The organism is Variovorax sp. P1_G12 (genome assembly GCF_056405555.1).
Window position 1 is genome coordinate 1 of the sequence record NZ_JBFUBW010000018.1, and the last position, 13433, is coordinate 13433.

The window sequence follows — 13433 nt, forward strand, 5'->3', positions numbered from 1 at the left end:
AACCGGTACCTCGTCGCCCTGTTCAAGAAGCTGCCCCTGGCGCAGACGGCTGACGACTACGAGGCGCTGCTGCCCTGGAACATCGAGCTCGGCGCGCTGTAGACCGCCCTGCGCACATCGGTTCCGACACCACGCGCAAGGGCGTGGTTCATTGACGGCTTACGCTCAACCGTCATGCCTGGGGTGTCGAGCTTGAGGTTGGTAATGGTCCAAGTTCCTCGATCCGAGCGAGCCTCAATAGCTACCCCTGGGCCTCCCTCTGCGTGCTCAATGAAGCCCAGATGGTCAACCACGTTGTCGAAGTACGGATGAACGACTAGGAACTCTGTTTCTTCATAGGTAGCACCCGCGGTCCGTACAGTGTCCAGGTCGACCTTCACAGAGAATCCATTGCAGTACTCACATGAGAGCGCAAGATTTCTCGATTCAAAGGTCCATTGCGGATACGTGCGCTTGGGCGCGATGTGATCCCGGTGCGCTGTTCGTCGTCCGCCTTCGCGAATCAGCAAGGTGCACCACACGCATCGCCCATGCTGAGCCGCCATCCCGTGATCAAGCACTGCAGTCTTGAAACGTTTTACTATCTGCGTTCTGGACCTATCCCAATGGGTGGGTCTTTCAGGCACTGCGACGCCGTCTAGCGCCGCCTGGTCATCGCCATCAATTGGTGCCGGCTGATTAAGCTGAAGCATTGCTATCGCGATCCAGGTACAGGTCGATATTCGAAAGGATCTCCTGAAAGGCTGGATTGTCCCGTCCAGTAACACTGCTCAAGCGAGCTCGGATACTCTGGAGCTCATCCCTATCGGCAGGTTGCGACCCGGAAACCATTGCAAGTGCGCGCGCGAGATCGTGTTCCACATAGAAGTTCGACGTTCCGGCAACCCCGAAGACGCGATAGAGAATGTTTTCCGGTGCTCTGCCATAGACATCTCCGGTAAAGCGCTCAAACTGCCATTCTTCATTTGAGCCTCCCTTTGCTATAACCAAGGACCCTTCAGGCCCTACGTCGGAGACCATGAAGTGCGAGTGCGTGGCGACAATGACGTGGGCCGCCCTAAGGTGCCGCAGTGCGCCTAGCAGCGTTGGAATGTACCGAACTTGCCAGGATGGATGGAGACTGACTTCGGGCTCGTCAATGATGACCACGCTGTTGGTGAGCGCATGCTCGAACAGGCGGGTTACTGTACCGATGACCTGACGTTCGCCCGAGCTCAATTCCGCGAATGGGGTCGCTCTGCCCTTCTTGTAGACGTTGAGACGGACAGCATCGGCTAGACGAAACTTGCGGATGATCTCCACGCCTGTCTCCCAGGAGAGACCACCCGAGGTCGTCGCGTTCTCGATCTTGTCAAGCCGCAGTTCAAACGTGTGTCGGCGCTTGCGACCGTCAGAGCTCAATCCGACCGGCTGTATCGCGCCTCTCAGCTCCGCAAAGAAGATGGCCAAAGACTCATCGTTGACTGCCCTAAAGCGTTCAACCGGCGAGCGAAGAAAATAGTCGGATATACCCTGTGCTCGCAACTGCGACTTCTTTGAGACTCTTTCCAACGCGGCAAAACCATTGACCTGCAATGCGTCCGGTCGCAGATTAACCAGCTCGATCGAAAGACGCTCCTCAACGCCGAGAACGCCCAACCACTCGCTGAGAGCCCGGCGATAGTGTGGTAGGCCATGACCATTGAGAAGGCTCGAGATAACGCTCGCCTCCAGTGAACCCGTTGTGGCCAAGTTTGTGGCCTGCCGCAGGCCAAGATAGCGGTAGAAGGACGCCTGTTCCGCGAGCGAGAACCTAAATTTATCGGCGGGAAGGTGAGCGACAGCGAGCACCGCACTGGGGAACGGCACGTCCGCCGCAGAGATCGGCCGACTATTGACCTCGGTAGTTCCATCAACTTCCGCGTGAAGCGAATCGCCGGATCGATGAATTTTGTAGACACGATCGTCAATCTTGTACTCGATGGTCGCATGCGTGTTCTTTCCGATGCGGTGTCTTGGCAAGTCCGACGTGTCGGACCGGCGCAACTGCTCCATCGCGTCTAGCTCGTCCGCAAGGCGCGCTACGACCGAACTCTTTCCAGACCCATTGGGCCCAATCACGATCGTCACCTTCAGGCCCGCGTCAACATCGTCGCTGCTGTGGAGCGGCAACGTGAATCGCATAGCCTCCGGAGGGGCCGCAGCGCTCTGAAGTCTCGGCGACGAGGAGGAATTGGTCTCCCATGCCGAGTACGATATTAGGTAAAAAGTGTTCGAAGTCACATCGTGAGCTGTTGATGAAGGCGGCAACGACCCAGTCGAAAGCCTTGAAGTGTAGATGGCCCTCGATGGACGAATGCAGATGCTGGCCAGTGCCAGTGTGTGAACTTCGTGGGAAAAATCTCTTTTCGCAGGCGCACGTCGCTTATGGGATCGCGAGGCCCGCCTCGATTGCCGCCTAGACTCGCGAGCTACCTGGGGTTGAAGCCGTGCCGGATGGCATGCGCTGCCTTGATATCCTGGCGAAAGGACGGCTCAGAAGGCCTTGCAAGTCGGCTCGCCACCGTGCGCAGCACTCAGTCGAGTGCGAGGCCACCCGCCGTCAATGATCAAGCCCATCCTGAGAGCGTCTAGAACGAGGTCTGAGTGAGCAACAGCTACATATCCACACTATCTTCAGTTGTCGCACTTCTAGGGGCGGGCATCCCAGCCGTCGCTTTTCTCCTGGTCTGGATCAGAACTCGATCGCTGCATCTCCCGCTCAGCCGACTTTGGCAACTAATCCTAGGCGCCCAAGAGATCGAAGATCCGGAGATAAAAAGGCTGATTAACGAACAGAACGACTTAATGAGATTTCGGCTGGCGTTCGGTATCAACGTTGAGACGATGGCCCAATGCCGACGACTGCAGGTATGGGCCAAGAGGCACGCGGTCGAAATGGGACAGGTGGGCGCCTGCCGGGCGTTCTTCGACGTGGACAAGTTTGAACCGAAGTTGCCTTCGCGTTTCTTCGCGATCCTGCGGCTCGCAGCTCTGATTATGTCGATGAGTCTGTTGGTGCCGGTGCCACTACTTATGACGTATGGCAGCGCCCTTGCTAAGCTCAAGGACTCGGGGAGGTGGATCCTACTGGATGCGGATTCGGCCAGGTCGCTTCTGCCGTTTCGTTCCGAAAGGCTGACTGCAACTTGGTGCTTTAAGAATAGTTCCGCGGAGGAGGTGGACTCCTTCAACCCGGACGAGCGCAGGATCTTGTGCACGGCGTTTGGGGGCGATGGAGGCGACGCGTCCGCTCGTGCCAAGGCTGCCTCGGAGCTCGCCGCGTTCGTACAGGATGCCATTTGGGCGCAGCGATTGGGGCTTGCGCTGCTGGCCGCTATGCTCATCCTATGTTCGGTACTGTGCGCTCGGTGGCTAGCTGCCCTCGATGCGGCGGCCAGGCTCAGCAAGAGATTAGGGGCGCCTACAACCGAGGTCGACGCCGGCAGCGCCGCCGCGCTCGGTGAAGCTCGTAGGCTGTCTGGCTGTCACGCCGACAGCGTGAAGGTCGCGCCGTAGGTCCACCAGCCAGACAGCGTATTGCATCCAGACGCGAGCCCGCGAGCCACGGTGCGAGAGCAGCTAGGGGCCATGATCACGCGCTGAGCTTGAGGGGCTACTCCTCCGCCTCGAATGCCGTCGTGTCTCTAGTGCGTCTTCCTCTTGCTCTCGAACGCCTCCAAGGCTGCCTTGACGCCGACGTCGCGGCACAGGCCCAGGAAGGTCCGCCGGATAAAGTTCGCGAGGTCGTTCAAGCCAGCGACCTCAGCGACTAGCGGCGGAACACCACCGGGTACGGAGGCTTCGTTGTAAGCATGTAGGACTCCTTCATCCATAAGGATCAGATTTTCACGAATTCGGGTCAGGGCCAAGGTGACTTCAGCTGAAGGCTCACCGTTGACCCAGGAGGGGCATTCCTTGTAAGGGCTATGCCCCCCTCAAGACGCTGAACTCCCTAAAGAGATGTGCAGGGAGGGGGGTCTCAAGCCTCCAGACAATGCTCATGGGCCGGTCGCCTTCGGCAAACTCAAGTGTCGTTCGACCGCAAGCGCGGTAAGCCTCACCTTTCCGCGGCCGAACGAAGAGCTGGAACTGCCAGCCATTGCTCGAGCTTTCGAGATAGCGACGGCCGCCTAGCGTGTTCTGACCAGCACTGTTTTGAGTCTGCCAATGAAAGCGGTCGGCACTGATTGCATAGTCGTGGTACGAGATTCGGTCGTGATATCCCTCGCTCTTGTCGAGCGTGACGAACAGCAACTCGGTCTTGCGACTCGCAAGGGGCAAAACGCCTGCTTGGAAAGGTGCCCGTCGCGATGAGGTCAACCAACCGACTGCCGTCAAAATCTCGCGCACGCCGTAGGCGGCGTGCAGGCATAAGGGCGTGTCCTCCAACCCGGGCACGGCGTTGTCCAGCAGGTTGGTACGCGCCTGCAGCAGCTCAGACAATTCGACAAGCTCACTGCATACGGCGGGGCTCAGCTCGAGTCGGTTGGTGAAGGCTTCGTGACCGTCTGCTTGATCGTGGCGGCCATCAATCTGATAGGCAAACATCTGTCTGACGAGATTGCTCGACTGGTCAAGTGACTCAGTCAGGCGAATGGCCCCTCCTAAGCTGCACATGACATCGAGCCGTCGCGGGTCATCCACGTGCAGGAGGTCGCCAAAGCGGCGACTGAAGTAGTCCTCCTGCGGCGCCGGCTCCTCGGCAATGAGACCGGCATCGCGTTTCAGCGCAGTCCAGCCGCTACGGCCCTGGCCTGTGCTGGCCCTGTACACGTCCTCGAGCTCAAGTGCCTGATCGTGCAGGAAGTCTCCCAGGCGAACGGCGGTGCGTCCCTTCAATGCTGCATAGCTCTGGAGTTCGATACGAAGGCGGCGCCAATTCTGCGCCGTCAATGCACGCAAGCCCTGGAGTACCTGCTCTCGGGTCTTCTTCTGCAGATGGATGTGGCAGCCAGGCGGCAGGCTGCCGAAACCGTGCTCGACCCCCTCAAGCAGTTCCCTTTTTGACAAGCCCGTCAGACCCGACAACAGTCTGTCGAAACGGAACTCGCTGCGATGCTGGCCGACGAAATCCAACACGAGACAACTTTCCTTGTCCGGTGCCAGTCGCAGTCCTCGGCCGATCTGCTGCTGGAAAAGGACAGGACTCTGCGTGGGGCGCAGCAACAGCAGCGTGTCGACCATGGGCAAGTCGATACCCTCGTTGTAGAGGTCAACCGTGACCAGTGCGCACAGCTCGCCGCTCAGCAAGCGTCGCGGCGCGTGTTGCCTTTCTTCGGGGGAGGTCGTCCCAACAACGCAGGCGGACGGTAGCCCGGCTCGGTTTAGCCAATCGGTCATGAACTCCGCATGCGCGACGGAGACGCAGAAGACCAACGCGCGCGACCGCCTTGCGTCGGACGCCAGCCTCCGCCACTCGTTGACCACTAACCGCGCTCGAACGTCGTTGCCCGTGACTAGGTTGTTTACCGCTTCGCGCTCGCCTGGCTTATCCCAGGGGACCTCCGAGAAGTCGGTCGCATCGTCGCAGGCGTAATACTCGAATGGTGCCAGCAGTTGCAGATCGAGCGCGTGCCACAACCGCATTTCGACAGACGGACCGCCGTCAAGACGCGCATCGAAATAGTGGCCGATAGGCTGTCCATCACTGCGCTCTGGCGTCGCAGTCAGTCCCAACAAAACACGAGGGCGGACTGCGCGAATGAAGGTGTCGAATCGATCTGCAGCAAGCCGGTGACACTCATCGGCCACCACTGTGTGCCAATGATCGGCGCCGAGATTGGCTACCAGAGCTCGGTTGGTCAGGATGTCGATGGTGGCAAAGAGATGGTCCATGCGCTCTGGCTCATGACCGCCGGTCAGCAGATCGCCGAAATCCGGGTCGCGCAGCACCTCGCGGTAGGTGCGCAGCGCCTGGCGCAAGATCTCTTCGCGATGGGCGACAAACAACAATCGAGGTCGGCCGCCTTCAAGCCGACAGGTCTGCTGATAGTCGAACGCGGCGACTACGGTCTTTCCAGTGCCGGTGGCCGCCACCACAAGATTGCGCCAACGACCATGCGCCCGTTCCGCGGTCAGCTGCTCCAGCATCTCCTGTTGGTAGGTCTTGGGCTGCAGGTCGAAGAAGCTGACCATCGCGGACGACTCGCCACCAAAAGACTCGCGTCCGAGAGCTGCCGCGAGGGCTTGGCGGTGTTCGACATTGTCCGGGTCGTAGCGTTGAAACTCGTTGTCGGCCCATAGCGTCTCGAAGTGCGCTGCGGCCCGTTCAAGAAGCGCCCCCTGCGACCGCTGCGTCAGCTTGACTGTCCACTCCAAGCCACCTGTTAACGCGGCACCTGACAGGTTCGCACTGCCGACATAGGCTGAACCGAAGCCGGTCTTTCGGTGGAATAGCCATGCCTTTGCATGCAAGCGCGTCCGTCTGCCATCGAGCGAAACCCGTACTTCACAACCGGGCAAGCGCGCGAGTTCATCGAGGGCGCGCGCTTCGGTTGCTCCTGTGTAAGTGGTGGTTAGGATGCGTATACGCGTCGCGCCTTCGGCACTCGCGCCCTTCGCGGTGATCTGCTGCAATACGTCCTGAAGCTTGCGGACACCGGACACGGTGATGAAGCTGACCAGGATGTCCACCTGGTCGGCCGATGCAAGTTCTCGACGGATCTCCTGCAGCAGTGAAGGCGATCCCTTGCCGGCGGTGAATAACCAGGGCGCGGCTAGGCCAATCTCTGGTGCGAGTGCGAACTGGCGATCACGCTGCACCGCCTTGAGCATTCGAAGAGGCGATGAAACGAGGTCAATGATTTCGGCAGAAGCAGTCGGTCGTCCATCCGATGAGAGCCGCTGCCTGAGCGACACCAGCAGCGCGTTGACCAGTTCCAACTGGCGACGCTGCCTATCGGCGTCATCGCCGGCGACATCGTCGAGGATGRCGGAGAGTTGGCGACTCAGGGCATCGGCCAAGAATTCGCTGGCGTCGCCCTTCAACGCGAAGACGTCGGAGCGTTCGAGATCCAATCGCGACGCCAAGCCGTCGGTGATCAGCAGATCGTAGAGGCCGTCTGGCAGCGTCATCGGATGCCTGTCGAGGTGAAAAGCTCCGCAACCTCTCGTGTCGCCAGAACCGCCGAAAGTCTGTCGCTGGCTACGGATCCCTTCCGAAGGGCGAATGACGGCTTTCCATCATCAATCATTCGCCGCTTCCAGCACGGTCAGCATCTCCGCCACTACCGCAAAGCCCTCTTCACCGTCACCCAGTTGAACGACGATTGGTTCGAATCCAGACTGGTCGGAGTCCGGCCGCAATGTGATGCGTTCGTGCCGCCAGCCGCCATCCTCGGAGGGAACTTTCTCGCTCGCATACAACTTGACCGTGTAGCTTCCTCCCGTTTCGGGGTCTGAGATGCTTCGATGCTGAACGACAACAACCTTGCCCTGTCGCGTGCCACCTGGATTTCCGCGGAAAAGGCACCAAGCACCGTTCGGAATCCGGCGGTTCATCGACTCACCCAGCACTTGTGCGACGAAGAGACCGGGCTGAGGCCGGATCCAATCGGGCAGGGCCACCCAATCCTGTGCGCCGTCCTCAAGGGCCTGCACATCTGAAAAGGCTCCGGCGGCGAAACGCAGATGGACGATCGGGACGGCGGATACGCCTGCGAGTCGCTCTTCGTTGGTGACCCGGCGCAACCGATGCACATTAGAGACGGCCGCCGGAACCGCTTGAATAGACGCATCGCGGGGCACGATCACTTGGGCCCCCGGCCTCGAGTTCAACCTGCTCCGAAGAAAGGCAGCGAGAGGTGCATCCGTGCAGTACACAAAGCATCCCTTCATGCCACGCGTCATAAGGGTTCGGTAGGTATTCTTGACGATGATGTCGGCCAGAGCACGTGCGCCCTCGGCGTCTGCTTCCATCATCTTCTTCAGCCCCTTCACCGATTGATCGGAGGACGCCCGTCTTGTCGCATCGGTCACGATGGCGCCGTCGCGGAAGACGAGATCCGGTCCGATGATGACGCCGACGTAGTCGAGTTCGAGCCCCTGGCAGGTGTGAATGCACCCCACCTGCTCAACTGAGCCGGGTGTGACGATCCAAAGGCTGCCATCCTTGTCGAGGTTCCACCGGCGCTGGTAGTCGAAGGCAGGCAGCTCGATATCCCAGGCCGCGGGATCCTTCTTGCTTGGCCACTTCCAGCAATAGCCCGCGACAACGCGCGAGCGATTGTTTGCCTGGTTCTTCAGGGCGATCAGCGCATGCATGTCGGCTGGGTTGTCGAACACGCGGAAGTCGTAGCTGTCCGTCTCGAGGATCGGGTTCGCGGTCGGGCGAATGGCAAGGGTATCGTCAAGCCACGCAAGATAACCGTCGGAGCCATTGCATCGGAATTGCGAAGAGAGTTGCAGCTCGGTCACTTCAGCCCCGAATTCGAGCGCCCAACGGCGAAGCTCTTCGGTATGTCCGATATCGAGAAGCGTGACGCGTTGATCGTCATCGACGAAGAACACCGTGCAGCGCGCGGAGCGGATCAACTCCTTGACCTGGTTGTCGCCGAGGTTGCGATAGAGGCCACTCTTCTCGTTGAGCCGATGGGCCTCGTCGACGATCAACGTGTCGTACGTGTCGGCGACATCGTTGACGAATGCGCCAGAACCACTGAACAGATTGCTGATACGAGTCTTCGTGAATGTGCCTGCCAGGCGCGCCTCGTAGACGGCTCGCGGCGCTGCGTTCTTTGAAACGTAGCGTGCGTTGCGCTTCCGGGCGAGGAGGGCGCCGAGCAGGTTGATGGCGATGACTGACTTGCCGGTTCCTGGGCCCCCTTGAACGATCACGACTTGCTTGCGTTGCTCGGCGCGGGCTTCGACCTTCATGATGGTCTCGTGGACGACCTTCTGATCATCGATCAGCACGAATTCCGACTTGCCCTGCAGCAGTCCGGCCACGCTGTCGATCAGCATCTTCGATGGTCGGATGCGGCCGCTCTCGATCGCGTACAGCGCACCCTTGCGGTCACCGTGACGAACGTGCTCACGGATGAATGCCTGAAGCTTCCCTCGTTCCTGCGCAAGGAAGAGCGGTGCGCGCGCAAGGTGTTCCTTGTAGTGCGAGTGATCGATCTCGCCATCTCGCGGATGGTTGTGGAGGTACGCGCACGGCTGCAGCGACATCTCGCCATCCTGCACGGCAGCGTTGAAGTCCTGGAGATAGGCGGCGTACGACCAAGCCTGGTACGACGGGTGCGTACCCTCAGTCTCGCCGGAGCGACCGCCGCGACGCGCCCAGACAATGGCGTCCTTGTCGCTGCGCCGAGACTCGGACCATTGCTTGAGTTCGACGATGATCACCTTCGAGCGCGCCTCGGCGTCTTCGCCGGTGATCACGAAGTCGATTCGCTTCGACGTCTGCGGCAACTGGTATTCGATCGCCACCCCGGCATCCGCGGGAATTTCCTCATCCTTAAGCACCTTGGCCATCTCGATCAGCGAGTGCTTCCACGATCGGACTTCCGATGCGCCAACTTTTCGGCCTGTTGCACTATGAAAGTGGCGGGAGACAACGGCCTCTATGTCATCCCCCCAGGCGTGCTCCAGGAACTGGGTCTTTGTCGATTGGTAAATGATCACTCGTGTTGTCGCCGCGGCGCCTTCAGATTTCGTCGTACTTCTTGCTGCTGCCGCGCGCTCGATCGACCGGGTACTTCAGTTCGTTGAGTTTTAGCTTTGCTTGCGCCGCCCCGATCGGATCGATCCCCAGCGCGTTTGTCAGCTGGATCAAGTAAAGCAGGACATCTGATACTTCTGCGGCCACTGCCTCCAGCTTCTCCGGGGGGAGTTTGCGACTCTGCTCCTCTGTCATCCACTGGAAGTGCTCAAGCAACTCACCTGCTTCAACGATGAGCGCAGAAGCGAGGTTCTTGGGCGAATGAAACTGCAGCCATTCGCGATCGTTGGCGAACTTTTGCAGTTGCAGAGAGAGGTCATCTAAGGAGTCAGGCATGTCTGCTATAGAAATGATCGTCGGGCACGAATGTCGGACCAATGGATACAACCGATTTCGGTTGATTATCTGGCGTTTCAGGGTGCTTCACTGGGTCGGCGTGGCGGCGCAGACGCAAAGCCAATGTCTGCGGCGTGCCTTGCAGGAACCTTGAACACGTTTTTTGAATTCCATGCCAAAAACTCCCGCGCGGGCAGAAGGTCGCTGTGCTGCGGGGCATGAATCCGTCGCCCGTGGAACTGCAGTTCGCCCGTCTCACCGCGCCCTCCGCTGATCGCATGCTGACTGAAGATCAATCGGTGTTCCGCCGGCTCGACCGTGAACACACCCAAGTCAAAGAGCTTGTGGTGCAGCGCGCACAAGGACAGGCCGTTGGTCTCTATGTCCGGACCACCCACGTTGTGCCATTGAATGTGAGCTGCCTCCAGGCCTGCAGGCATATGGCCGATCCGCAGGTCGAAGCCGCAGACGCAGCACCGGTATTCGTAGGCGCGGAGGACCCGATCTCGAAAGCCGGGGTCGCGCCTGCGGCGCGCCCGACTGGCATAGCCGGCCATTGGTGGGTCGGCGTCGCGCACCTCATTGGGCGCGTCGAGGTCTAGTCCTAGCGTGGCCGCGATGTCAGAGTGGAGCGTCGCAGGGAAGTAAGCATCGAGCACTTGCGACGCTACGGCGTGCAACAGGCCAGGTATATGTCGCAGCGCCTCGTCAACGTCGGTCGGGAACCCACCTTCGATGTGATGCTCGCGGAGTTCGCGCAGGCTGAGCGTGGAATTGGCGGGGCGATTCAAGATTTCGCGCGGGCCGCTCAGGTCCCACAGCGCACCCTGGCCGTCGGTAGCTAGATGCCAGAACGGGTAATACCGCGATTTCGCTGCGCTGCTGGGGCCGAACTCAGTTAGAAGTTGCTTCAACTGGCCGTCAATCTCGGTGAACTCGACTAACCTGGGTTCTCCGTGCTGGATTCGCGCCAATGCGAGCAAGATCAGCATCGGCTTGTGCGGTGCGTAGACGCCCGCTCGTTGCGCGCGGCGGATGTTCTCGAACAAGGTCAGAACTTCGGTCGCTGTCTTCATGTCAGTTGTGTTTGGAGGGGGACGTGAAGACGGAGGGGGGGCGACGACGACATCCGGAAGTCGAAGCGGCGCCCTTACGAAAGCTCATCAATCATCGCTGAGGGCGATACTCCCAACGCCTTGCACACGTCGATGAACTCGATAACGTCAAGCTGCCGTTCGCCGTTCTCGTACTTCGACACGAACGACTGAGGCCGATTCAAGCGGGCCGCGACCTGCGCCTGCTTCAGGCCCGCTTCATCGCGCGCCTGCGCAAGCAGCTGTCGAAGCTTCGTATGGGGATTTGGTTGCAGTCCGCGTGGCACGCAGGCGAACGTACATCCTGTTTTGGAATATCCCGTTTTAGGATATTATGAGGGTCGAACGAAGAGCAGTCGGTTCGATGTGGGGTCTCGTCAACCTTTGCACAGCGATGCGCGCATCAGCGGATCGCAGGACTCTTTGTGGCAGCTCTATCAAAGTGTCGTCAGGGAGAAGTCATGGACATTCAGTGTTCTCGTCGCGCGCATCGCTTTGGAGCCGGCGCGGCTCGAATGCGCGAGCTTTCGCTCCTCTTGGGTGCCTATAGAAGGCGGGCAGTGGGGGAACAACGAGAGTGTTGCGATGACGCCACCATGGCGCGACATTCCGCGCTACGTCAGGGTCGGCGCCTGGCTTTGCCCGGCGGCTTCTCCAACACCGCTTGGTTTGACCTGCGCAGAGAACCGCCCTTTGCCGATGGCGGAAATGTCTCCGTGATGCCTTCGAACAAGACAGGAAGCGTCGTCCCGAGGCAGTAGCAGATCGATCCCAGAGTGAGTAGCGACGGATTGACGTAGCCGCATTCGATCTTGGAAATGCGGGAACGCTCCACCTCGGCTTCGAAGGCCAGCATCACTTGCGTTTTGCCCGACGCTATTCGGATGCGTTGCAGGTTTTGCCCGAGGGCGATTGTCAGGGGGTTCGGAACGTGGATCGCCTTCTTCTTAGATCGACTTCTACTTTTCGGGGCTGTTGCGGTCACCATGCCCACGAGACTCAAGGAATGTGCCTATGGAGGAAACGTCTTAAACGACACATAATGAGATCGCGTGCCTTCCGGGGCACTCGATTCATAGCCACAGAGGGCAATCAAAAGCCCCAGGGAGACGACATGAACCGTACGCTGAATTTTTCACTACCGTAGCGCCGCCGCTACGCACGGGCCGCCTCGCCACGCCGCCCTGCGCAACCCTCTACCTCTATCTCGCCACGGCCGGACCGCGCGTGTTCGCGCCTGCCTGTCGATAGGGCTTGCCGTCTGCCGCCACAGGCGTGGCGTCGACTGTTCCGCCAACTTGCGGTCCGCGCATTCGCAGCGGGACGCGCACGTCTGCACCGCATCACTTTGTCCATGGAGCCCCCGCTCCGTTTTCTTGCAACCCAGGGAGAAGATGAAATGACCAAGTCCAAAGAAATCTACGTGTCCTTCGGCGTCGACGTCGACGCGGTATCCGGCTGGCTGGGCTCGTACGGCGGCGAGGATTCCCCCGACGACATCTCGCGCGGCATGTTCGCGGGCGAGGTCGGCGTGCCGCGGCTGCTGCAGCTCTTCGAGTACCACGACATCAAGGCCTCGTGGTTCACGCCGGGCCATTCGATCGAGACCTTCCCCGCGCAGATGCAGGCGGTGGCCGACGCCGGCCACGAGATCGGCCTGCACGGCTACAGCCACGAAAACCCGATCGAGATGACGCCCGCGCAGGAAGAGGCGGTGCTCGACAAGAGCATCGAGCTCATCACCTGGCTCTCGGGGCAGCGGCCCACAGGGCACGTGGCGCCGTGGTGGGAGTTCAGCCCGGTCACCCACGAGCTGCTGGTCAAGAAGGGCATCAAGTACGACCACAGCCTGATGCACAACGACTTCCATCCCTACTACGTGCGCATGGACGACAGCTGGACGCTCATCGACTACACCCAGCATCCCGAGGTCTGGATGAAGCCGCTGGAGCGGGGCACCGAAACCGGGCTGGTCGAGATCCCGGCCAGCTGGTACCTGGACGACCTGCCGCCGATGATGTTCATCAAGAAGTCGCCCAACAGCCACGGCTTCGTGAACCCGCGCGACGTCGAGCAGATGTGGCGCGACCAGTTCGACTGGGTGTATCGCGAGATGGACTACGCGGTGTTCCCGATCACGCTGCACCCCGACGTCTCGGGCCACCCGCAGGTGCTGCTGATGCTCGAGCGGCTGATCCGGCACTTCCAGGCCTTCCCGGGCGTGCGCTTCGCGACCTACGACCAGGTCGCGGACGACTTCCTGCGCCGCCAGCCGCGCGCCTGAGCGCCACGGCCATCCTCATCGGCAGCGATGCACG

The 13433-nt window shown here is 60.2% G+C and carries 10 protein-coding genes; 2 read left to right on the plus strand and 8 right to left on the minus strand.

Features of this window, described 5'->3' with window-relative positions:
- Positions 1-678: 678 nt before the first annotated feature.
- Complete coding sequence (locus AC1D2O_RS20665; protein ID WP_478157826.1) at positions 679-2034, minus strand: AAA family ATPase; 1356 nt, start codon at positions 2032-2034, stop codon at positions 679-681.
- A gap of 591 nt (positions 2035-2625) precedes the next feature.
- Here AC1D2O_RS20665 and AC1D2O_RS20670 point away from each other — a divergent pair.
- A complete protein-coding gene (locus tag AC1D2O_RS20670) occupies positions 2626-3537 on the plus strand; it encodes a DUF6216 family protein (RefSeq protein WP_477650423.1) in 912 nt (303 codons plus the stop codon).
- A gap of 128 nt (positions 3538-3665) precedes the next feature.
- Here the strand turns inward: AC1D2O_RS20670 and AC1D2O_RS20675 are convergent, their stop codons facing one another.
- From AC1D2O_RS20675 to AC1D2O_RS20705, 7 genes are all read right to left on the minus strand, one after another.
- Positions 3666-3890 (minus strand): hypothetical protein, encoded by a 225-nt coding sequence (locus tag AC1D2O_RS20675; RefSeq protein WP_478157827.1) that lies wholly within the window; start codon positions 3888-3890, stop codon positions 3666-3668.
- A gap of 55 nt (positions 3891-3945) precedes the next feature.
- A complete protein-coding gene (locus tag AC1D2O_RS20680; RefSeq protein ID WP_478157828.1) occupies positions 3946-7095 on the minus strand; it encodes a DEAD/DEAH box helicase in 3150 nt (1049 codons plus the stop codon).
- 111 nt (positions 7096-7206) lie between these two features.
- Positions 7207-9648, minus strand: a complete 2442-nt coding sequence (locus AC1D2O_RS20685) for a DNA/RNA helicase domain-containing protein (RefSeq protein ID WP_478157829.1) — start codon at positions 9646-9648, stop codon at positions 7207-7209.
- Between the two features lie 22 nt (positions 9649-9670).
- Positions 9671-10021: a nucleotide pyrophosphohydrolase gene (locus tag AC1D2O_RS20690; RefSeq protein WP_478091301.1), complete on the minus strand. Its 351-nt coding sequence runs from the start codon at positions 10019-10021 to the stop codon at positions 9671-9673.
- A gap of 77 nt (positions 10022-10098) precedes the next feature.
- The gene (locus tag AC1D2O_RS20695; protein WP_478157830.1) at positions 10099-11097 is read right to left on the minus strand and encodes a phosphorothioated DNA-binding restriction endonuclease; all 999 of its coding nucleotides are present in this window, start codon (positions 11095-11097) and stop codon (positions 10099-10101) included.
- 74 nt (positions 11098-11171) lie between these two features.
- On the minus strand, positions 11172-11402 hold the full coding sequence (locus AC1D2O_RS20700; RefSeq protein ID WP_478091298.1) for a helix-turn-helix domain-containing protein: 231 nt from the start codon (positions 11400-11402) through the stop codon (positions 11172-11174).
- A gap of 332 nt (positions 11403-11734) precedes the next feature.
- Positions 11735-12109 (minus strand): helix-turn-helix domain-containing protein, encoded by a 375-nt coding sequence (locus AC1D2O_RS20705; RefSeq protein ID WP_478157865.1) that lies wholly within the window; start codon positions 12107-12109, stop codon positions 11735-11737.
- 405 nt (positions 12110-12514) lie between these two features.
- On the opposite strand from AC1D2O_RS20705, the gene AC1D2O_RS20710 reads away from it, so the two are divergent.
- The gene (locus AC1D2O_RS20710; RefSeq protein WP_478091297.1) at positions 12515-13399 is read left to right on the plus strand and encodes a polysaccharide deacetylase family protein; all 885 of its coding nucleotides are present in this window, start codon (positions 12515-12517) and stop codon (positions 13397-13399) included.
- Positions 13400-13433: the final 34 nt, after the last annotated feature.